The 20572-nt window shown below is 68.7% G+C and carries 24 protein-coding genes; 16 read left to right on the forward strand and 8 right to left on the reverse strand.

What is annotated here, in order from left to right:
- A partial coding sequence (locus A5691_RS03985) for an AAA family ATPase (protein ID WP_156675697.1) occupies nt 1-1437 on the reverse strand: 1437 nt, incomplete at its 3' end.
- A 244-nt stretch (nt 1438-1681) separates the two neighbouring features.
- Between A5691_RS03985 and A5691_RS03990 the strand changes: the two genes are divergently transcribed.
- The 11 genes from A5691_RS03990 (at nt 1682) to A5691_RS04040 (ending at nt 11758) form a co-directional block, all read left to right on the forward strand.
- Entirely contained in the window at nt 1682-2344 is a 663-nt protein-coding gene (locus A5691_RS03990; RefSeq protein ID WP_231968980.1) for a TetR/AcrR family transcriptional regulator, read from the forward strand.
- Between the two features lie 243 nt (nt 2345-2587).
- On the forward strand, nt 2588-3880 hold the full coding sequence (locus tag A5691_RS03995) for an MCE family protein (RefSeq protein ID WP_067780359.1): 1293 nt from the start codon (nt 2588-2590) through the stop codon (nt 3878-3880).
- Between the two features lie 56 nt (nt 3881-3936).
- The gene (locus A5691_RS04000; RefSeq protein WP_068018321.1) at nt 3937-5115 is read left to right on the forward strand and encodes a cation:proton antiporter; all 1179 of its coding nucleotides are present in this window, start codon (nt 3937-3939) and stop codon (nt 5113-5115) included.
- A gap of 88 nt (nt 5116-5203) precedes the next feature.
- On the forward strand, nt 5204-5470 hold the full coding sequence (locus A5691_RS04005; protein ID WP_067780353.1) for a hypothetical protein: 267 nt from the start codon (nt 5204-5206) through the stop codon (nt 5468-5470).
- Nucleotides 5471-5579: 109 nt separating this feature from the next.
- Nucleotides 5580-6578, forward strand: a complete 999-nt coding sequence (locus tag A5691_RS04010) for a nitroreductase family protein (RefSeq protein WP_067747926.1) — start codon at nt 5580-5582, stop codon at nt 6576-6578.
- Nucleotides 6579-6610: 32 nt separating this feature from the next.
- On the forward strand, nt 6611-7171 hold the full coding sequence (locus A5691_RS04015; RefSeq protein WP_067747924.1) for a hypothetical protein: 561 nt from the start codon (nt 6611-6613) through the stop codon (nt 7169-7171).
- Nucleotides 7172-7230: 59 nt separating this feature from the next.
- Nucleotides 7231-8355 (forward strand): 4Fe-4S dicluster domain-containing protein, encoded by a 1125-nt coding sequence (locus A5691_RS04020; RefSeq protein ID WP_068018319.1) that lies wholly within the window; start codon nt 7231-7233, stop codon nt 8353-8355.
- Nucleotides 8348-9202 carry an FAD/NAD(P)-binding protein gene (locus A5691_RS04025; protein WP_068018316.1) on the forward strand — a complete coding sequence of 285 codons (855 nt, stop codon included), beginning with the start codon at nt 8348-8350 and terminating at the stop codon, nt 9200-9202. The genes A5691_RS04020 and A5691_RS04025 overlap by 8 nt, the downstream gene beginning before the upstream one ends.
- Nucleotides 9202-9960: an oxidoreductase gene (locus tag A5691_RS04030; RefSeq protein ID WP_067780347.1), complete on the forward strand. Its 759-nt coding sequence runs from the start codon at nt 9202-9204 to the stop codon at nt 9958-9960. Before A5691_RS04025 ends, A5691_RS04030 begins: the two co-directional genes overlap by 1 nt.
- On the forward strand, nt 9957-11249 hold the full coding sequence (locus tag A5691_RS04035) for a Ni/Fe hydrogenase subunit alpha (protein WP_067780345.1): 1293 nt from the start codon (nt 9957-9959) through the stop codon (nt 11247-11249). The genes A5691_RS04030 and A5691_RS04035 overlap by 4 nt, the downstream gene beginning before the upstream one ends.
- Nucleotides 11246-11758 carry a hydrogenase maturation protease gene (locus A5691_RS04040; RefSeq protein WP_067747915.1) on the forward strand — a complete coding sequence of 171 codons (513 nt, stop codon included), beginning with the start codon at nt 11246-11248 and terminating at the stop codon, nt 11756-11758. Before A5691_RS04035 ends, A5691_RS04040 begins: the two co-directional genes overlap by 4 nt.
- On the opposite strand, the gene A5691_RS04045 is transcribed toward A5691_RS04040, so the two are convergent.
- From A5691_RS04045 to A5691_RS28905, 3 genes are read right to left on the reverse strand one after another with little or no spacing between them, the layout of a single operon-like run.
- On the reverse strand, nt 11709-12113 hold the full coding sequence (locus A5691_RS04045; protein WP_067780366.1) for a DUF302 domain-containing protein: 405 nt from the start codon (nt 12111-12113) through the stop codon (nt 11709-11711). The genes A5691_RS04040 and A5691_RS04045 overlap by 50 nt on opposite strands.
- An 11-nt stretch (nt 12114-12124) precedes the next feature.
- On the reverse strand, nt 12125-13501 hold the full coding sequence (locus A5691_RS04050; protein ID WP_231968978.1) for a trypsin-like peptidase domain-containing protein: 1377 nt from the start codon (nt 13499-13501) through the stop codon (nt 12125-12127).
- Complete coding sequence (locus A5691_RS28905; protein WP_255369121.1) at nt 13498-13626, reverse strand: hypothetical protein; 129 nt, start codon at nt 13624-13626, stop codon at nt 13498-13500. Before A5691_RS28905 ends, A5691_RS04050 begins: the two co-directional genes overlap by 4 nt.
- A 254-nt stretch (nt 13627-13880) precedes the next feature.
- On the opposite strand from A5691_RS28905, the gene A5691_RS04055 reads away from it, so the two are divergent.
- From A5691_RS04055 to A5691_RS04075, 5 genes are all read left to right on the forward strand, one after another.
- A complete protein-coding gene (locus tag A5691_RS04055) occupies nt 13881-14366 on the forward strand; it encodes a flavodoxin family protein (RefSeq protein ID WP_067780364.1) in 486 nt (161 codons plus the stop codon).
- A 64-nt stretch (nt 14367-14430) separates the two neighbouring features.
- Nucleotides 14431-15231: an HPF/RaiA family ribosome-associated protein gene (locus A5691_RS04060; protein ID WP_068018313.1), complete on the forward strand. Its 801-nt coding sequence runs from the start codon at nt 14431-14433 to the stop codon at nt 15229-15231.
- 96 nt (nt 15232-15327) lie between these two features.
- The gene (locus tag A5691_RS04065) at nt 15328-15969 is read left to right on the forward strand and encodes a hypothetical protein (protein WP_068018311.1); all 642 of its coding nucleotides are present in this window, start codon (nt 15328-15330) and stop codon (nt 15967-15969) included.
- Between the two features lie 30 nt (nt 15970-15999).
- Nucleotides 16000-16791 (forward strand): universal stress protein, encoded by a 792-nt coding sequence (locus A5691_RS04070; protein WP_068018309.1) that lies wholly within the window; start codon nt 16000-16002, stop codon nt 16789-16791.
- 8 nt (nt 16792-16799) lie between these two features.
- Nucleotides 16800-18206 (forward strand): bifunctional lysylphosphatidylglycerol flippase/synthetase MprF, encoded by a 1407-nt coding sequence (locus tag A5691_RS04075; protein ID WP_231975324.1) that lies wholly within the window; start codon nt 16800-16802, stop codon nt 18204-18206.
- A gap of 7 nt (nt 18207-18213) precedes the next feature.
- Here A5691_RS04075 and A5691_RS04080 read toward each other — a convergent pair whose 3' ends face one another.
- From A5691_RS04080 to A5691_RS04095, 4 genes are all read right to left on the reverse strand, one after another.
- The gene (locus A5691_RS04080; RefSeq protein ID WP_068018306.1) at nt 18214-18627 is read right to left on the reverse strand and encodes a pyridoxamine 5'-phosphate oxidase family protein; all 414 of its coding nucleotides are present in this window, start codon (nt 18625-18627) and stop codon (nt 18214-18216) included.
- A gap of 102 nt (nt 18628-18729) precedes the next feature.
- Entirely contained in the window at nt 18730-19707 is a 978-nt protein-coding gene (locus A5691_RS04085) for an NAD(P)H nitroreductase (RefSeq protein ID WP_156669867.1), read from the reverse strand.
- Nucleotides 19708-19765: 58 nt separating this feature from the next.
- Nucleotides 19766-20017: an acyl carrier protein gene (locus A5691_RS04090; RefSeq protein WP_067747903.1), complete on the reverse strand. Its 252-nt coding sequence runs from the start codon at nt 20015-20017 to the stop codon at nt 19766-19768.
- Between the two features lie 6 nt (nt 20018-20023).
- The coding region (locus tag A5691_RS04095) for a 2-oxo acid dehydrogenase subunit E2 (RefSeq protein ID WP_197694447.1) at nt 20024-20572 on the reverse strand (549 nt) is incomplete at its 5' end.

A 20572-nucleotide genomic window follows, 5' to 3' on the forward strand; every position in this document is an offset into this window, starting at 1 on the left:
GGCGCGGTCGATGCGATCGCCGTAGACGTCCGTGCAGGCCTGCACCACGTCGGCCTCGCCGAGGACGCCTGCGCCGAAACCGTCGGTGGCCGAGGGCGCCGCGGCGCGAACGTGGTCGAGGGCGACCTGCACCTCCGGGGCCTGGTGCAGCAGGCAATGGGCCCACGCGATGGCGATCTGCAGGTTCGGCCGACTGGCCAGCAACGTCTTGGGCAGCTTGTTGACCAGCCCGAGCAGCGTCGCCATCCGGCTGTGTTCCACCAGGGGCATTGCGTGGCGTTCCACCAGATCCACCGCCCCCTCGGCATCGCCCGCGGCGATTGCGTGCGTCACCGCCTCGCCGAGCAGCCCGTGGTCGGCAAACCAGGTCGATGCGGTGCGGTGCAAGTCGGCCACCCGCTCTGGATAGTCACGTTCCAGCCGTCGGCGCAGGTGATCGGCGAACAGGTGGTGATACCGAAACCACTCGCGGTCGTCGTCGAGTGGCCGCAGGAACATGTTGCGGTGCTCGAGTTCTTCGAGGATCGTCTGCCCGCGCGGCTGACCGCTGAGGGCGGAAGTGAGCTCTCCGCAGAGGCGATCGCATATGGAGGTGGCCAGCAGGACGTCGAGCAAGTCGGGCGGCAAGGCGTTGAGGACGTTTTGGGCCAGATAGTCGCCGATGGAGCGGTGACGACCGGAGAAGGCGCTGACCAGCTCCGACGGATCTTCGCAGCCGCGCAACGACAGCGTGGCCAGCTGCAGGGCGGCGATCCAGCCGTCGGTGCTCGCCCATAGGCGGCGCACGTCGTCGTCGTTGAGCGCCAAGGCATTCAGGCCGAAGAAGGCGGCGGACTCTTCGGGGTCGAAGCGCAGATGCGCGGTGTCGACTTCGGTGACCTGGTTGCGCACTTTCAGCTTCGCGATAGCCGGCGTCTGGGTTCGGCTCGTGATGACCAGGTGCAAATTGCCCGGCCCGGTGTCGAAGAGGAAGTCCAATGCCGCGGCGGTGTCGGCACTGTCGATGAGATGCCAGTCGTCCAACACGATCACCAGCGGCCGGCGGCGTTCGGCGATCCGGTTGACGAGTTCGGCCAGCACGTAGCGCCGAGCGTGGCCCGTGTGCTGTTCGAGCAGATCGCTGAGATTGGCGGCCATCGACGGCTCGACCCGTCGTACCGCCTCGATGAGGTGCGCCAGGAAGGACACCACGTCGTTGTCGTCGCGGTCCAGGCTGAGCCACGCCACCGGGACGCCCTCGGCGAGGAGCACCCGCTGCCACTGCACGGCCAGGGTTGTCTTCCCGAAGCCGGCCGGGGCGTGGATCAACGCCAACCGCTTCGCGCGGCCGGACCGCAGCAATTCGATGAGCCGCGCGCGGGGAACCAGGCCGTCGTCATAGGTCGGGGCTTGCACCCTGGTCGCCACGACCTGCGTCGGTTGCGCTCCCGTCTGCATCCCAATCGCCTCGCCTCGAGCCTGGGCATTCCGTGGCGCTTAGTGTACTGAGTCGCTCCGCGCTGCCGTCTGTGAAGAATCCCGCCACCCGTTCGGGTAGCGAAGCGAGAAGTACGGGTGGGCGCGACGCACAGCCCGGCTTTCAGCGGTTACCGTTTAATCGAGCTGCTTATCTGCGCAGGGGAGGCGATTTGTCGGCATTGCAGCCGCTTGTGGCGTTGCCCGGCCACACACGCCAGCCGTGGTGAGCCCCTCCGCCGATGCGACTCGGCGGCAGATCATTCGGGCCGCCTCGCAGCAGTTTGCCCGGCGGCCATACCACGAGGTTGGTCTCGACGACATTCTCGCCGAGGCCGGGCTGACCAAAGGCGCCCTGTATTTCCACTTCACCTCCAAGCATGCGCTGGCGCTCGCGATGATCGACGAGCAAACGGCCGCGGTGCCTCTCGCCCTGCATGGCCTGCAGACCCGAGGGCTTTCAGGCTTGGAGACCCTCATCGACTTTTCGTTTCTGGTGGCCGTCCAGGACCTCAAGTCGGACCTGTTCAGGGCGGCGTTGAACCTGGTCGAAACGGTGGGGCAATCCGAAGCACGCCATCAGAATCTGTTCGGCCAATGGATCAAAGCGCTGGCGGCGATCGTTGAGCAGGCCATCGCCGAGGGTGACATCGATGACGACTGCGCCCCCGAGGACCTGGCCCGGATGATGCTGTCCGCGCACATGGGGCTGCGAAAAACGAGCAGTCTCGATGAACCCGAACGTTTCTTACACGACCTGCAGAAGTGCTGGACCCTCCTCCTGAACGGAATTCTGCAGCCCGATCGCAACGAGTACTTCGCCCAATTCCTCCGGCGGCGCACCGCGCTCGCCGTCCAGCAGACCCCGACGCCTGACAAGGCCGGTTAGGCGATCGGGTCAGCGCCGCGACGGCCGATTGGATTGCTGTAGCGCCTTTTCCGCGCTTGGCTGCCGCCGCCGGGTCCGACCGCCATTCTGCGAACGCCGGTTCGCATATCGCGGGACGCCACGGTACATTTTGTGGGCTTCGTTATTGCATGTGTGTGCAGGCCCCTGACAGGGGGAAGGATCGCCGCGGCACCGGGACGCTCGGCGCAGACGTAAGGGGCATTGGTGGCGACGTCTTCCCCGGTGCAGATCAATTCCCAGCGCCTACCGCCGTACCGGTGGATCGCGGTCGGCGTGCTGGTGATCCTGGCCATCGTTTTCACCCTGGTGTATGTCCAGTTCCGCGGCGGCTTCACCGCGAAGACGAAGCTGACGATGCTGGCGTCGCGGGCCGGGCTGGTGATGGATCCCGGCTCGAAGGTCACCTACAACGGGGTCGAGATCGGCCGCGTCGGCAACATCTCCGAGACCGTTCGGGACGGCAAGCCGGCCGCCAAGTTCACGCTCGAGGTGTATCCGCGCTATTTGTCGCTCATCCCGGCCAATGTGAACGCCGACATCAAGGCGACCACGGTGTTCGGCGGCAAATACGTGTCGTTGACCGCACCGGAAAACCCGTCGCCGCAACGGATCAACCCGCGCACGGTGATCGACGCGCGGTCGGTGACCACCGAGATCAACACGCTGTTCCAGACGATCGTGTCGATCAACGAGAAGGTCGATCCGGTCAAACTCAACCTGACGCTGAGCGCGGCCGCCCAGGCGCTGACCGGCCTCGGCGACAAATTCGGCCAGTCGGTGGTCAACGCCAACGCGGTCCTCGACGACGTCAATCCGCAGATGCCGCAGGCGCGGCGCGACATCCAGCTGTTGGCCGGGCTGGGCGACACCTACGCCGACGCGGCACCCGATCTGTTCGATTTCCTGAACAACGCGGTGATCACCTCGCGGACCATCAATCAACAGCAGAAGGATTTGGATCAGGCGTTGCTGTCGGCGGCCGGGTTCGGCAACACCGGCGCCGACATCTTCAACAAGGGCGGCCCGTACCTCGCCCGCGGCGCGCAGGACCTGGTGCCGACCGCGCAGCTGCTGGACACCTACAGCCCGGCGATCTACTGCACGCTGCGCAACTACCACGACGTCGTGCCCCTCACCGGTGCGTCCGAGGGCGGATTCAACGGCTACTCGCTGAACATGAACACCGAGGCGCTGTCCGGGCTCGGGCTGCTGGCCAACCCCGTGTCGGCGGTGGCCACGATCGCCAGCCTGGTCGGCGGCCTCGCCGGTGTCGTCGGCGGCGCGCCGAACCCGTACACCTACCCCGAGAACCTGCCGCGGGTGAACGCGCGCGGCGGCCCGGGCGGCGCCCCGGGGTGCTGGCAGCCCATCACCCGTCACCTGTGGCCTGCACCGGAATTGGTGATGGACACCGGGAACAGCATCGCGCCGTACAACCATCTCGACACCGGCTCGCCGTACGCGATCGAGTACGTCTGGGGGCGCCAAGTGGGGGACAACACGATCAATCCCTAGGACTGCGGCGCGAAGAATGCAGAATAACTTCGTGCTGGCGGGCAGGGACTGTTGACGTGGCCGGGTTTGGCTTCCACACCCTGGCGCTGCTGACCGCCATCGGACTGGCCGGCCCGCTGCTGGCCGCGCTGCCGCGCCTGCGGATCCCGGTGATCATCGGTGAGCTGATCGCGGGCCTGGTCGTCGGGCGAACCGGCCTCGGCCTCGTCGACGTCACCAACCCGACGTTCCAGTTGCTCGCCAACATCGGCTTCGCACTGGTCATGTTCGTCGTCGGCACGCACGTCCCGGTGCGCGCCGGCGCGCTGCGCGCGTCGCTGCCCCGGGCGCTGGGGCGCGCGGGACTGGCCGGCGCCGTCGCGGCGGCGCTGGGTGTCGGCCTGGCGGCGGCCTTCGGAACCGGGCACGCGGCGATGTACGCGGTCCTGATGGGCTCGTCGTCGGCGGCCCTGGCGCTGCCGGTGATCGACTCGCTGAAACTGCAAGGGCCGCAGGTGATCGCCGTGACCGCCCAGATCGCGGTCGCGGACGCCGCGTGTATCGTGCTGCTGCCGTTGGTGATTGACCTGCGGCACGCGCCGACGGCCGCGCTGGGCGCGCTGGCGGTGGCGGGCTGCGCGGTGGTGTTGTACGTGGTGCTGCGGCGATCCGATGGCTGGCGCCGCCGCCTGCACGCCTACTCCGAGAAGCGCCGGTTCGCGTTGGAGCTGCGGACCAACCTCATCGTGCTGTTCGCCCTGGCGGCGCTCGCCGTGAGCGCGCGCGTGTCCGTCATGCTGGCGGGCTTCGCGGTGGGCCTGGTGGTCGGCATGGTCGGCGAACCGCGACGGTTGGCGCGTCAGCTCTTCGGCATCACCGAGGGTTTCTTCAGCCCGCTGTTCTTCGTCTGGCTGGGCGCTTCGCTGCAGGTGCGCGAGCTGGGTTCGCACCCGAAACTCATCCTGCTCGGCGCGGGGCTGGGCCTCGGCGCCGTGCTCGCGCACTGCGCAGGCAGGCTGCTCGGCCAACCGCTGACCCTGGCGGTGCTGTCGGCCGCACAGCTCGGGGTGCCGGTGGCCGCGGCGACCATCGGCACCGAGGAACACCTCCTGGTCGCGGGCGAAGCGTCGGCGCTGATGTTCGGCGCGCTGTTGACGATCGCCGCCACCTCGATCGCGGGCGCGTTCGCGGCGCGCGGCGCGGTGACCAACGGCCCTACCCCCGCGGGACCTCCGCATCCTCGAAAGCACGACTGAAGCACTTGCGGCCCGGTTGCGTTCGGCCCTGACGAAGCGCGCCGGGGAAGTGGTCGGATGTATTCCAAGCTCGATCGAGGAGGCCGTGATGAGGTTCGCAAGACAACGGCACCAGCTGCGGGCCGTACCGACGGCGACGATCTACCGCGTCACCGATCGTCTCCACGGCGACCGCACCGTCCGGGTCCCGGGCCACGAGATCGCACCCATCGTGGCGGCGTGGCTGGCGGAGCTGGGCGCCCACAGCCCCCTGGTCGACGAGCTGGCGAGGGCAGCCTGCGTCGGCGACTGGTCGGCGGCCTATGCCATCGGCGATCAGCTGTCGATCGATGTGGCCATCGCACCGGCCGCCTAGCTGCGCGATTGGCCCAAAGTCCCTCCGCTTAGAGCCGTCGTGCCCTCGTGGGACGAGCGGCGATCCGCAATCGTAAATGGGAAGACGCAATACCGAAGGGGAATGACCCATGAACACCCGTTTTCCGGATGCCGGCACGGTCCGGACGGTCCTGAGTTTGGCCTCTCGGGCGCCCTCGGTGCACAACTCCCAGCCCTGGCGGTGGCGGGTCGACGCGGCGAGCCTGCATCTGTACTCCGATGACAGCCGGCAGCTGCCCAACATCGACCCGGACGGCCGGGACCTGATGCTGAGTTGCGGTGCGGCGCTGCATCACTGCGTCGTCGCGCTGGCGGCCGTCGGCTGGCTCTCCAAGGTGACCCGGTTCCCGAATCCCGCCGACCCCAGCCACCTTGCCGCGATTGAACTTTCGCCGCACCGGGCCGACTCCGTGGACATCGCGATGGCCGCTGCCATCCCGCGGCGCCGGACCGACCGGCGCAACTACAGCTCGTGGCCGGTGCCGGTGGGCGACGTCGCGCTGATGGCGGCCCGGGCGGCGCGCAGCGGGGTGACGCTGTGCCAGGTAGAAGACCTCGACAACCTGCGCAACATCGTCGCCCAATCCGTCCAGGAGCACCTGAACCAGGACTATCTGGCCGAGCTGACGGCGTGGAGTGGCCGCTACGCGTCGGTCGCCGGCGTTCCCGCCCGCAACACGCCCGCGCCGGATTCGACCGCCAAGATTCCCGGTCGCTTCTTCGCCGGCCCCGTGCTGCCGATGGCGCCCGACTCCTCACCGGCCGACGACAACGCCGTGGTCCTGGCGCTGGGCACCCGCAACGACGACCGCCTGGCGCAGCTGCGCGCCGGTGAGGCGACCAGCGTCGTGCTGCTCACCGCGACGTCACTGGGCCTGGTCAGTTGCCCGGTCACCGAACCGTTGGAGTCGCCCGGAACACGCGCGGCGGTTCAATCCGACATCTTCGGCGACAGCAACTACCCCCAGATGCTGCTACGGGTGGGGTGGGCGCCGATCAACGCGGACCCGTTGCCCGCCACGCCGCGGCGCGAACTGGGAGACTTCGTCGAGTGGATGGCCGATCACGAACACCGGGTCGCCCTCTGAACCGGCGAAATCGTTGCGGCGCAGAGGACACCATGGACACGTTCACCTTCAACCCACGCCGCTGGCGGGTGGCACGCGTTTTCGGCCGCAACCCCTTGCTCCGCCGCTCGGATCGCATCGAAGCGTTGGTCGTCCTGGTCGCGCTGGCCGTGTCCCTGATCGCCGTTCCCGTCGCCGGCGTGGCGGGCGCGGTGACCTACGGCGCGCGGGACCGGGTGTACATCCAGGAGGCGCACGACCGGCACCGCGTGCGGGCAACGGTCACCGACGCCCTGGTCGAGGATCTGGGCGTGACTGTCGTGCAAGCGAAGTGGGCCGGGCCAAAGGGGGACCGCGTCGGACCGCTGGCGGTCAGCGAGCAGGCCAAGGTCGACGGAACCGTCGAAATCTGGGTGGATGCGGACGGCAATCCGGTGATGCCTCCCACCCCCACCTGGCTGGCCGTGGCCGAGGCGGTCGGCGTCGCGGGGGTGACGGCGCTGGCGGTGGCCGTTGCGATGGCGGTGCTTGTCGCCGTCGTCCGCGCCCGGCTGGATCGTGCCCGTGACGCAATGTGGGAACGCGACATCGAGTTCCTCGCCGAGGCCTCGTAACCGGTGCGTCCGTTGTCCAACCCCTATACAGCACAGCCGAACTGGAAGATGATGAGCCGATGATCGGATACGGCGAGGATTCCGGTGCCGCGTCATTCGGCACCGCCGGGTTGCACCGCCTCGTCGAGGTCCTGATCGAGCGCGGATACCGCGTGATCGGTCCGACGTTGCGGGACAACGCGATCGTCCTCGATCAATTGGAGTCCGCCGCGGACCTACCGCGGGGGTGGGGCGTGGAGGTGGCACCCGGGCACTACCGGGTGCGCCGCCGCGACGATGACGCCGCGTTCGGGCACTCGTCCGGGCCGCAGTCGTGGAAGCAGTTTCTGCACCCGGCACGGCGCCGGTTGTGGGCCGGCTCCCGGGACGGTTTCAGCGACGGCGAAGCGGAAGAGGAGATTCCGCGCTACGCGTTCCTGGGCGTGCGCGGGTGTGACCTGGCGGCGATCGCGACGCTCGATCGGGTGCTCGGCCGCGGCCAGCTTCCCGACAGCTCCTTCGTGCGCCGGCATCGGCAGATCTTCGTGATCGCGGTCAACTGCACCGAGCCCGGGGGGCTGTGCTTTTGCGCCTCGATGGGTACCGGGCCCGCGGCCGGTCCGGGCTACGACCTGGCGCTCACCGAGCGGCTCGACGGTGACGACGTGACCTACGTGGTCGAGGTGGGCACCCCGGATGGCGCCGACGTCCTCGCGGCCGTCCCGCATCGGACCGCCGACGACGCGGAGATCGGTTCCGCGCGTGACGCGGTGGAGGCCGCGTCCCATCGCATGGGCCGCCAGATGCCCGAGGTGAATCTTCGCGATTTGCTGGTCCGTTCGCGCGAATCGCCGCAATGGGACGAGGTCGCCAGCCGCTGCCTGACGTGTGGCAACTGCACGATGGTGTGTCCCACCTGCTTCTGTACCAGCACCGAAGACGTCAGCGATCTGACCGGTGAGCACGCGGAGCGCTGGCTGCACTGGGCCTCGTGCTTCGAGCCCGATTTCACCTACATCCACGGGGGCGGCAGCGTCCGCCAGTCCGGCGCCTCGCGGTACCGGCATTGGCTGACCCACAAACTCGGCACCTGGCACGACCAGTTCGACATGTCCGGGTGCGTCGGCTGCGGGCGGTGCATCGCCTGGTGTCCCACCGGCATCGACATCACCGAGGAGATGAACAAGATGGCCCGCGATGACTGACGCGGCGGCCGTCGCCGCGCCCCCGTCGGTGATGGCGCCCAACCCGTATCGGGTGCGCAGCCGCGTCGTGGAAAGCCCGGACTCGGCCACCCTGTGCCTGGAACCGCTCGGCGAGGTGTTGCGCGCACCGCAGCCCGGAGAGTTCATGATGCTCTACGCATTCGGCGTCGGCGAGGCCGCGATTTCGATCAGCGGTGATCCCACCGTCACCGACGGCTCGATCACGCACACGATCCGCGCGGTCGGCGCGGTCAGTCGCGCCCTGCACGACGCGCAGCCGGGAACCGTGATCGGTGTCCGGGGCCCGTTCGGCACCACCTGGGGGCTCGAGGAGGCCGTCGGCCGCGATCTGGTCATGGTCGCCGGCGGCGTCGGCCTGTGCCCCTTGCGTCCGGCGATACTCGGGGCGCTGACCGAGCGGTCGCGCTACGGCAAGGTGACGCTCGTCGTGGGCGCCCGGTCGCAGGCCGACTTCGTCTTCGCCGCTCAGCTCGAAAAGTGGGCGCAGGATCCGAAAATCGAACTGCATTTGATCGTCGACGCCAAGACACCGGGCTGGGACGGTGAGGTCGGCCTGGTCACCGAGCCACTCGGCCGACTCGTCCTGGACCCCGGTCGGACGACCGCCTTCCTGTGCGGACCCGAGCCGATGCTGCGGTTCGGCGCCGAGGCCCTGCTCGCGAAAGGCGTTGCGGCCGAGAATATTCGAGTATCCCTGGAGCGAAACATGCAGTGCGGTGCGGGATTGTGCGGTCACTGTCAGCTGGGGCCGCTGCTGCTGTGCCGCGACGGCCCGGTAGTCGGCTACGACGTCGCCGGGCCGCTGCTGCGGGTGAAGGAGCTGTGATGAGCCGACCCACCCTGGCCGTGTGGAAGTTCGCCTCCTGCGACGGATGTCAGCTGACCCTGCTGGACTGCGAGGACGAACTGCTCACCCTCGCCGACCAGGTGCAGATCGCCAACTTCGCCGAGGCCTCCAGCGCGACGGTCGACGGCCCCTACGACGTGTCTTTGGTCGAGGGCTCGATCACCACCCGGCACGACTTGCAGCGCATCCAGGAGATCCGGGAGCAATCGAAGGTGCTGGTCACCATCGGGGCGTGCGCGACGGCCGGGGGAGTGCAGGCGCTGCGCAACTTCGCCGACATCACCGAGTTCACCTCCGTCGTCTATGCCAGGCCGGAATACATCGACACGCTGGCGACGTCCACGCCGGCCTCCGCCCATGTCAAGGTCGATTACCAGTTGCCGGGCTGCCCGATCGACCGGGGCCAACTGCTCGACACCCTGGCGGCCCTGCTGATCGGGCGCAAGCCACGGCTGCCGGCCAAGACGGTGTGCACCGAGTGCAAGCTCCGCGGGGTGACGTGTGTGGTTGTCGCCGAGGGGATTCCGTGCCTGGGGCCGGTCACCCACGCCGGCTGTGGGGCGTTGTGCCCGAGTCATCATCGCGGTTGCTACGGCTGCTTCGGGCCGTCCGCGGCGCCGCGGACCGCGACGCTGATCCCGCTGTTGCGCCGCGACGGCATGTCCGAGGGCGGCGTCGACCGGGTGTTCTCGACGTTCAACGTCGCCACCTTCGCGGCCGAACGGAGCAAGCCGTGAACCCGTCCGAACGCACGCTCAGCGTCGGCGCGTTGACCCGCGTGGAAGGCGAAGGCGCGCTGCACGTCACGCTGCGAGACGGTGCGCTGCACAGCGTGCAGCTCAACATCTACGAGCCGCCGCGGTTCTTCGAGGCGTTCCTGCGCGGACGCGCCCACACCGAGCCGCCCGACCTGACGGCCCGGGTCTGCGGCATCTGCCCGGTCGCCTATCAGGTCAGCTCCTGCAACGCGATCGAGGAGGCCTGCGGCGTGCGGGTGGACGAGCAGCTCGTCGCGTTGCGGCGACTGCTGTACTGCGGCGAGTGGATCAACAGTCACGCGCTGCACATCTACCTGCTGCACGCGCCGGACTTCCTCGGCTACCCCGACATCGTCGGGATGGCCCGCGACCACCGGGAGATCGTCGAGCGGGGGCTCGCGCTGAAGAAGGTGGGCAACCGGCTGATGGAATTCGTCGGGGGCCGGGCGATACACCCGGTGAACGTGCGTCTAGGTGGATTCTACTCCGTGCCAACGCGTTTGGAGTTCCAGCCGATCGAGGAGGAGTTGCGCCGCGCGCTGGACGACGCGGTGGCGACGGTCGAGTGGGTGGCGGGATTCGAGTTCCCCGACCTCGAGCTGGACCACGAGTTCCTGGCGCTCACCGCGCCGGGCGCCTACCCGATCGAGAACGGCGTCATCGCGCGCAGCGCCGGTCCGGCCTTCGACGTGGCCGACTTCACCGACCACATCGTCGAATCGCAGCTGCCGCACTCCACCGCCCTGCACGCGACCCTCGACGGCGGTCGCTACCTGACCGGCCCGCTGGCCCGGTACTCGCTGAACGCGGCGGCGTTGTCGCCGATCGCCGCGCAAGCCGCCGCTCGGGCCGGCTTGTCGGGCGAATGCCGAAACCCGTTCCGCAGCATCGTCGTCCGCGCCGTCGAAGTGGTCTACGCGATCGAGGAGTCGCTGCGCATCATCGCCGAATACCGGCGCCCGGCGCGGCCGTTCGTCGATGTCCCGGCGCGGGCCGGCGTCGGCCACGGGGTCAGCGAGGCGCCGCGCGGCCTGCTGTACCACCGCTACCGGATCGAGGAGGACGGGCTGGTGTCGGCGGCGACGATGATCCCGCCGACGTCGCAGAACCAGGGGGCCATCGAGGCCGACCTGGCCCGCCTGGTCTCGGGCAACCTCGCGCTCGACGATGCCGCATTGACCGAGCTGTGCGAGCAGCTGATCCGCAGCTACGACCCCTGTATCTCGTGCTCGGCGCACTTTTTGAGGCTGACGGTGGAGCGGGGATGACCGCGGATGAGTCAGCGGCCGCCGGCCGGGTCGCCGTCATCGGGCTCGGCAACGGCTACCGGCGCGACGACGGTGTCGGCGTCGCCGCCGCCGACGCGTTGCGCGATCTCGCGTGGCCCAATGTCGTTGTGCGAACCGGTATCGCCGAGCCGATGGGGCTCATCGAGGCGTGGACGGGGGCGGGACTGGCGGTCGTCATCGACGCGGCGATCGCCGAACCGGCGGACCCGGGTCGCATCCACCGCATTGACGTGGACGGCGTGCCCGCCCAGCCCGGGGGTTTGAGCTCGCACCACATCGACATCGGCCGCACCCATGCCCTGGCTCGAGCGCTCGAACGGGTACCCGGCGCGATCGTGGTCTTCGCCGTCGAGGCGGCGGACACCGGCCCGGGGGCCGGGCTGAGCCCTCGCGTCGCCCGCGCGGTGCCGATGCTGGTCGGTATGGTGGCCGCCGAAATCAATCGCTTTCGGTCAGCGACGCGATCGCAGCACGCAGGTTCTCGGTGACCTCGGCGGCGATGGTGACCAGCGCCGGCTCGCCGGTCACCTCGACCAGGAGGCCGGGATCCATCGCCTCGACGATCACGCTGCCCGCGTCACCCGGGTCGGCGCGCACCAACATGTTGCACGGCAGCAGCAGCCCGATCTCCCGATCGACGTTGATCGCCCGGTACGCCAACTCCGGATTGCAGGCGCCCAGGATGAGGTAATCCTCCAGCTCCACGCCGAGCTGCGCCTGCAGCCTTGCTCTGACGTCGATTTCGGTCAGAACGCTGAAACCTTGCTGCGCAAGGGCTTCCCGGGTGCGGGCCACCGCTTCGTCGAACCCGGACGCCAATCTGATGGATAGTCCCGCGTCCACCGCGCCCTCGGTCAAGATATCAGCCCGGTTCCTCGCGTCGCCGCGGGAAGATCGATGTGCTTGCCGCAGTTGGGGCAGAACCGTTCGGTCGGATGATGCTCGGCGCCGCAGTGCGCGCAGAAGTGTGGTTCGTCGTCCTCCTCATGCCGGGGCATCAGGCGCAGCGGCTGCACGTCGGGCGTCGGGGGGCGGCGCCTGCTGCGGCCGAGGATGGCCACCCCGGCGGCGAGGCCGATCACCGACGCGACGCTGATCACGATGTACCACAACAGATTCGCGCCGCTCAGCGACGAGGAGTCGCCGTATTGCTGGCGCAGGTTGACCGCCGTTGTCTTGAGGTCCTCCAGGCCCGGGTAGCCGGGTGACATGGCCAGCGTCTGGTCGAAAGCGGCGATCGCGTCGGTGTAGTGGCCGGCGTAGAAGGCGGTCAGCCCCTTGCGATAGAACTGGTCGGCCGGTCCGAGCGTCGGCTTGACGCCCTTACCGGCCATGATGGCAGCGACACCGTCGGCCGGGCCGATGAAGTTGAACGGCTGCGTTTCGCCGGCGGGTGCGAAGCTGTTCACGCCGATCACCTTGCCGTTCAACCCGATTGTCGGGCCACCGCTCATGCCTTCGGTCATCGCGGCGTCGATCTCGTACGTCGGATTCGTTCCCGAGACGGACTTCTTGCTGACCTTGCCGCTCTTGTAGGTGGGGTCCAGCGAAGCGCCGGTGACGTTCTGCGTGCTCTCGGGGAAGCCGACCGCGAGGACGGGCGTGCCGATGGTCACCTCGGCGTCGGTGGCGAGCTCGGACGACGGAAGGTTTTGCTTGGCCACCTTCAGCAGAGCGGCGTCGCCCTTTCCCAGCGGCCGGAACTCGACGACGTTGGCGACGACCTTGTCCGCGAGTTTGGTTCCCGTACCGGACATCAGCGCGATACCGACATGGGGCCCCTGGCCGACGGCGTCGCCTTCCACCCGCGCGTTCTTCTGCAACCACTCCAATGTGGCCGCGGGGTCGCTCGACTCGGGCGCATTCGGAAACTCGCTTCGATACTCTTCGACGGCCCGCTTGAGTATCAGTTCCGTGGCGCTCGCGGGGTCCACGCAGTGACCTGCCGTCGCCACCCACCCGTCGGGGTTGACGACGAAGGCCGTGCAGTTCCAGGTCGCCAGGAACGGCATGCTGGATCCCCGCCCGAATTGCGACAGGATCTCACCGCTGGGCAACCGGACCAAGCCGTAGCCCTCACCGGCAAGATACATGATGGACGGCCGGATCAGGGCCGCCGCCCGCTCCTCCGGCTTTGCCTGCGGCCGCCCGCTGTCGGCGGCGGCGACGCCAGGCGCACCGGCGAGCAGCAGCAGCGCCGCCGCCAGCACCGCCGTCATTCGTCGGCTCACGGCCGGGCCATCGACGACGGGTGCCTGCGCATCGACTCGAGCAGCTCGGCTTCGTAGCGCCGCGCCGAAACCCACGCCGGGTGCGACTCGAGGATGATTACCTCCGCCCCGACAACGCTTGGCACGGTATTGCGCTTCGTTCTCGGAACTGTCACGGTCACAACACTTATTTGACCGGTTCGCCGGACTTGCCGATAGGGACCGAAGTCCCGACCGCGAGGGACCTCCGTTCTTCCGCCCTGAGCCCGCCCTCCACCAGGGCTGATTCGACGAAAAGTGACCAAGGCCCTCAAGCCGCTGTGCCTTTGCGCCCTTACCGGGTCGACGGTCGCTACGCAGCATGGAATCGTCCAGCCACGTTTGCACGAAGGAGCGGGCCATGAGGTCGCTGATAGTGTGCGCTTCCAGATCCCACGGCAACACCCGGCTGGTGGCCGACCGGATGGCCGAGGTTCTGGGCGCCGAGGTCGTCACCCCCGAGTCGGTCGGACCCGAGATCGTTCGTGACTACGACCTCGTCGGTTTCGGCTCCGGCATCTACTACATGATGGCCGACGCGAGGTTGCGGAGATTGATCAGCCGGCTCCCGGCCACCGACCACCGCACCGCGGCCTTCACGTTCTTCACCAGCGGAGCGCGCGAGATTCCGCTGTTGGGTTACCACAGGCCGATTCGCGACAAGCTCGAGCAAAAGGGCTTCACGGTGGTCGGATCGTTCTCCTGCCGGGGGTTCGACACGGTGGGACCCTTCGGGTTCATCGGCGGCATCAACCGGGGGCGGCCCAACGAACACGACCTCGACCGGGCCGCGGCGTTCGCCACCCGGATGCGCAAACGGGCCGGGGGCTCCCAGGCGGCGTCATGACGACGGCCGATCGGTGACTTTTGGCCCTGTCCCGCAACAGTTTCCGTGACGTAGCACTTAACCTATGAGTCACAAATCCCCAGCGCCACAGGAGATGGACGTCCAGGTCACCGCCCGTGACGAACTCCCCGCGGCGGCCGAATATGCGCGCCGCAAGATCGGTGAGCTGACGCGGTACACGAGCCGGCCGGTCCTGCACGCCCGGGTGCGGCTGACCCGGCACCGCGATCCGGCCGTGCAGCGGCCGGTCGTCGCCCAGGCCAACCTCGATGTCGACGGCCGGCCGGTCCGCGCCCAGGTGCAGGCCGACACGGCGTGGGAAGCCGTCGATCTTCTCGCGGCGCGGCTGCGTCGCCGCCTGCAACGCGCCGCCGACCACTGGGAGGCGCGCCGCGATGAGTTCCCGGCGGGAGCCGACGAATGGCGGTACGAGTCCGAGGCGGCCCACCGGCCGAATTATCTTCCCCGCCAGGCGAACCACCGACGCGTCATCCGACGCAAGTCGTTCACGTTGGCGCCCTGCACCCTCGACGAGGCCGCCCGCGAACTCGAGCTGCTCGACTACGACTTTCACCTGTTCACGGAGAAGGGCACCGGCACCGCCGGCGTGCTGTACCGCGGCGGGCCCACGGGGTACCGCCTGGCGCTGGCGGCGCCGGGGATGGCCGACCGGGTGAGTCCACACGCGCTGCCCGTCACCATCAGCTCACAACCGCTGCCGTGCCTCACCGAAGAGGGAGCCGAAGACCGGCTGGCCATGCTCGGCCTGCCGTTCCTGTTCTTCATCCACGCCGTCTACGGCTGCGCCAGCGTGCTATACCACCGCTACGACGGGCATTACGGACTGATCACCCCGGCCGGCTAGGGCGGCGCTTCCCGCGGGTGCGCAGGGCATATTGGCGGCCGCACCAAGGACCTAGGACCCTCGCAGGCATCGGGGCGCTCCGCGCACACTGGCGCCATGGCCAACACGAGAAAGCGCTTCGCCCAGACCGCTGCGCTGCTCACCGTGCTGTACTGCGCGCGCAGGTACTACCGCAATTGGGGCGCAACCAAGGCCGAGTCGCAGCTGCGGGTCCCGGGGGACATGTTGGTGGCCGATCCGGCCGTGCAGACGACCGAGGCGGTCGACATCGACGCGACCGCGCCCGTGGTGTGGTCCTGGCTGATGCAAATGGGCCGGGACAGGGCGGCGGGCGGCATCCAGGGGCCGGAAACCGTTGCGGGACAGGCCGATAACGGGAGCCTGCGGGTGGGGGACGTGATCCGCCTGGCTCCCGAGGGCTGGCGGGGGTTGCCGGACGGGGTGACGTTGCGGGTCACGGAGATCGCGCCCGAGAAGTATGTCGTGCTCAATGCCATGCGATCCGAACCGCGCTGGACCGCGGTCCTGTCGTTTCACCTGCAACCGCACTGGGAGGACCGGGTCCGGCTTCTCGCGCGCGCCCGAATCGGCTTGCGCTACCCCGGCGAGGTGTTCGTCCTGGAACTGGCCCGGCCGATGATCTCCCTCGGGACGCGTGGCCTGTTGCTCGCCGTCAAGCGCCGCGCCGAGCGGCTGGCCCCGGCCGTGCCGATCCGCTCGTCCATCCAAACGCGCTGACACACTTTCGACAGCGGAAGGGGTCCGACGATGAAACCGATACTGGTGGGAATCGACGGTTCGTCGGCGGCGATCGCGGCCGCGCTGTGGGGCGTCGACGAGGCCATCACCCGCGGCGTTGCACTGCGTCTGGTCTCCGTCATCAAACCGACGCACGAGGCACCGGAAGACTACGAGCGCGACGTAGCGCACGCCGAGAAGTCGCTCGGGCAAGCGCGGTTGGCGGTTGAGGCCACGAAGAAGGCCGTGCCGCTGGAAACCGAGGTGGCGCGGGGCCCCGCGGGTTCGGTGCTGCTGGAGGCGTCGTCGGATGCCGCGCTGATCTGCGTCGGCTGCGTCGGCATCGGGCGCTACGCCCGCTCGATCGTGGGTTCGACGGCGACCGAACTCGCCGAGAAGGCGCAATGCCCGGTGGCGGTCCTGCGGACCGGCTCCGACCGGCCGCCACCGGACATCAATTGGATCGTGGTCCGCATGACGGACACACCCAACAACGACGCCGTCGTGAGTTTCGCTGCGGCGGAGGCGAAACTGCGACGCGCTCCCATGCTCGTCCTCGGTGGCCGCCCCGAGGAACTCACCGAGCACGGCGACGGCGCGTTCGAACGCCGGGTGGCGGACTGGGGGCGGCAATACCCCGAGGTGCGCGTCTACCCGATCACCACGAGGCGGGGCATCGCGGGCTACCTGAGCGCCAACGACGAGCGAGTACAACTCGCCGTGATCGGCGCGGACGAGGCGCGGCAGCTGGCGCAGTTGGTCGGACCCCAAGGGCACCCGCTCTTCCGCCACCCCGAATGCTCCGTGCTCGTGGTGCGCTAGAGCGCGCGGTGAAAATCAGTCCCGAGAGCCGCGGCGCCAACACGGCGCGGGGCGGGGAACGGATCTTGGTGGGCGCCGATGCGCCCGCGGCGCGCCGCGTCAGCGTGCTGATGCTGCTGTGCGTCCTGCTCTGGTTCGTGGTGCTGGTCGCCCGCGAATATCTGGGCTATGAACGCGTCGCCCCGGGCCGGTTCGGCTGGTCGATGGCGCTGCTGGGGGCGGCCGCCTTGATCGCGCGCGGCGTCTTTCTCGGCCGTCCGGTGACCACCGCACATGCGGTGTACGCCGCCGCCGCGGTGGCGGCCGGGCTCGGGGCGCATGTCGCGTCCTGGACGGTGCTGGGCAATGTCCTGATCGCCGGCAGCGGGCTCGTGCTGACGCTGCCCACCACGGTGCGGGCGCAGCCGGAGCTGCTGGGCCGGGTGTGGGGTCTGGTCGACGTCACGCGCGGAGATCCGTTGGCGCCGTTCGCGATGCATTCGAGCAAGAGCTATCACTTCAACACCGAGGGCACTGCGGCGATCGCCTACCGAACGCGGCTGGGTTTCGCCGTGGTGAGCGGCGATCCGATCGGTGATGTGACCCGATTCGATGAGCTGGCAGTTGATTTCGTCCGCATGTGCCGCGGCCGGGGCTGGCAGATCATCGTGTTGGCCGCGGGTGAACGCCACCTCGGGCTGTGGCGCAGGGACACGGTCGGCCAGCCGATGCTGTCGGTGCCGATCGGTCGCGATGTCGTCGTCGACATCCGCCACTTCACCCTGAGGGGGCGCCGCTTTCGCAACCTGCGCCAGGCTGTTCAGCGCACCCGCAACTGCGGCGTCACGACCGAGATCGTCGACGAACAGCACCTCAGTGGCACGATGCTGGCCGAGCTGACCGAGGTGTTGTACGCCGCGCACCGGGCCGCGCGCACCGACCGCGGCTTCTGCATGAACCTCGACGGCGCGCTGCAGGGCCGCTTCCCGGGCGTCTCGCTGGCCATCGCGCGGGACAGGGACGGGCGTGCGGTCGCGTTTCACCGATACCTCACCGCCGGCGGGGGTTCCGAGGTCAGCCTGGACGTGCCGTTCCGTCGCCCGGACGCGCCCAACGGCGTCGACGAGCGGCTCAGCGTCGACATGATCGCTCACGCGGAACAGTCTGGGGGAGAGCGTCTTTCCCTCGCCTTTGCGGCGTTTCCGGAAATCTTCGAAGCCACGCGGCCGGGCCTGCTGCAGCGGGCCGCGCTGCGGCTGATCCACCTGTTGGACCCGCTGATCCGGCTGGAGTCGTTGTACCGGTACCTGCGCAAGTTCCACGCGCTGTCGAACCGGCGCTACGTGGTGCTGTGCGCCCATCACATTCCGGCGGCGCTGATGGTGCTGCTGTCGCTGGAGTTCGTGCCGCGGCCGCGGCGGATGCGGTCCGGTTAGCCGCGCATCACTCCGCGGCACCGAAACGGAACCGGCGGCCCGTGACGATCTCGGGGACGATCCGCACGAAATGTGACTTCTGCGAGGCCGTCCAGGGCAGTACCTGGGCGCGTTCGGCCTCCTCGATGTCCTCGTTGCTGCGCAGAGAGCGCGCCGTGCCCTTGATGATCACGCTCCACCCCTCGGCGACGTTGTGGTCGTCGACCTCGAACAGCACCCGGTTGTTGATCGCGGTGCTGACCAATTTGGTCCCCTCGGCGGTGCGGAACAGCACCGTGTGGCGCTGGACGGCGAAGTTGACCGGGAAGATCTCGGGCTGACCGCCGACGCTGGTGACCAGGCGGCCCAGCGTCACGCCCGCGATCAGATCCCAGCATTCGTTCACCGGCAGGATGGACACCCCATCGTCGATCAGTGACATCAGTCGTCCCCTTCATCGAAAAGCGCTACACACCCGATGGTATTGCGCGAGCCCGGCGCGGGCGTCGGCCGAAAGTCCCGCGGGCCGGGGACCAATGATCGTTTACCGGATCTGCAGCACATCGTTCAACCGGCGCCGCGGGGTTGCCGGCGGGAGCTGTTCCATCGGCGGCGCGATCCCCACGCGGATCAGCGCCTGTGGCTCGCCGTACCGACCCACCAGGTCGCGCACGATGTCCCGGCTTTCCTCGAGCTCGATCAGATGGGTGAGCGGGCAGGTCGCCATCCCGGCGACCGTGCATTCCAGCAGCACCGTCGACAGCACCTCGCCGCACCGCAACACGTCGGACCTGGTGTCCCCTGGCGTGCACAGCACCAGGATTTTCGCCCAATCGACCTTGACGTCGCCGCGGCGGTCCGCGTGGCTCCTGACCGGAAAGCTGCGGGCCACGTCGACCCGCCAGCTCTCCTTGTCGGAGGCCAGCGCGCTGGGCGGCATCCCCTCGGCCAACACGAACGACGAAGTCCACCAGTCGAGTTCGGCGTGATAGTACGAGTCGTCGCGGCGCAGCTCCTCGGTGAGCTGCGACGCCTGCACCAGCAGGGGGCGCACCTCATCGGCCAACACGTCGAGGCTGACCACCTTGTCGTCGAAGGTCTCCCGCAGGGCGGGTTCGAACAGCTCCCAATAGGTGGGTCTGCCCAGCGGAAGCCGGTCGGTGCGACGCTGCAGGATCGCCTCCGCGCGGCGGTGCTGGGCCTCGGTGACGTGCTCGAGCGGGCTGAACGTGACCGTGGCCAGCTGGTCGGGGTCGTCCGGGTCGGGAAGCCGCTGGACTTTCGGTTCCCAGCCCGCGGCGGTCATGGCGACGCAGAGGTGGTTCAGCACGGCGCCACAACTCAGGATCACTTCCCGGCCCGAATAGTCGGTAGCGGGTATCGCCCTGCGACGGTCGACGAACAGGCGCAGGGCACCGCCCTCGGACACCCAGCGCCAGGGCTGGCTGTTGTGCACCGAGGGGGCGCGGCAGGCGAGCAGCACCGCCTTTTCGAGCACCTCGATCTCGGGCGTCTTGCCCATGATGCGACCCCCTGTCCCTTGCCCGCGAAAGATGATGTCCCCGTTCGCGATTGGCGGCTCACACCGTGGACGCGTTCTTCTCCACGTAGGTCACCACGTCGGACAGGGTGCGCAGCGTCGCATAATCCGACTCGGGGATGTCGACATGCAGTCGCTTGTGAATCCCGCGCAGAAAGCTCAGCCAGTCCATGGAATCCAGGTCCACCTGGTCGCGCAGCAGCACGTCGTCGGCGATGTCTTCGGGGTCGACCTCCGGGGCGATGCTCGTGAGTACCGACAGCACCACGGTACGAGTGTCTTCATTGGTCATAGCGCCTCACTTCTCTAGGAGGTCGGGCTGCTGGAGCAGCTCGTTGATGGCGGCGAGGAAGAGCGCGCCCCGGTGCCCGTCGCTGGCACGGTGGTCGGCGGCGAGCGTGGCCTGCACGGTGGTGACGACCCGGATTCCACCGTCGATGACGCAGACCCGCTCGGCGGGCTGGCCGAATCCGACGATCGCGACCTGCGGCGGGTAGATGACTCCGAAGACCGCATCGACGCCCTGATCGCCGAGGTTGGTGACGGTGATGGTCGGGTCCGACATCTCCGAACTGCGCAGCGAGAACGACCGCGCCCGCCCGACCAGGTCGGTGAGGTCGTCCATCAGCTCGTCCAGCTTCTTTTCCGGAACGTCGTGAATCGCGGGCGCGACCAGGCCGCCGCCGCGCAGCGATATCCCGACCCCGACGTGAACGCCGTTGGCGGGCTCGAACCCGTCTTCCCGCCAGAATCCGTTGAACTCAGTGAACCGCTGCGCGGCGACGCCGACGGCCTTGAGCAGCAGGACGGCCGGCAGCACTCGTTCGTCGATCGATCGCTGCGCGTT

Source organism: Mycobacterium sp. E183, from assembly GCF_001667735.1.
In the GTDB taxonomy this organism is placed as follows: domain Bacteria; phylum Actinomycetota; class Actinomycetes; order Mycobacteriales; family Mycobacteriaceae; genus Mycobacterium.